The following is a 319-nucleotide window of genomic DNA, read 5'->3' as shown; positions in this document are numbered from 1 at the left end:
TTGACCCGTCCTGAATAAGGTTTACACCTTCTCACTGGAAATTGTGGAGGGTGTTATGAACACGAAGAGGCGGAGGAGTCAGCGAGATTATTCCCTGGCCTTTAAATTGGCGGTGGTAGGCCAGGTTGAAAAAGGCGAGATGACTTACAAGCAAGCCCAGGAACGATATGGTATCCAAGGACGCTCGACGGTGCTAACGTGGTTACGTAAGCATGGTCAGCAGGATTGGAGCCCGGCGGCCATGCTCTTGGTACGCAAGGGGGCTGCGATGAACAAATCGGATCTTCCACTTACACCAGAGCAGCGCATCAAAGAGCTG

The 319-nt window shown here is 52.4% G+C and carries 1 pseudogene; it reads left to right on the top strand.

The window, feature by feature from the left end:
* Nucleotides 1-55: 55 nt before the first annotated feature.
* A pseudogene (locus JIF53_RS08515) lies at nucleotides 56-319 on the top strand (IS3 family transposase); the annotation flags it as partial.

The sequence above is a fragment of the Marinobacter sp. bablab_jr008 genome (assembly GCF_016464145.1).
Classification (GTDB): Bacteria; Pseudomonadota; Gammaproteobacteria; order Pseudomonadales; family Oleiphilaceae; genus Marinobacter; species Marinobacter nauticus.
This window is presented reverse-complemented; position numbering and strand designations above follow the sequence as displayed.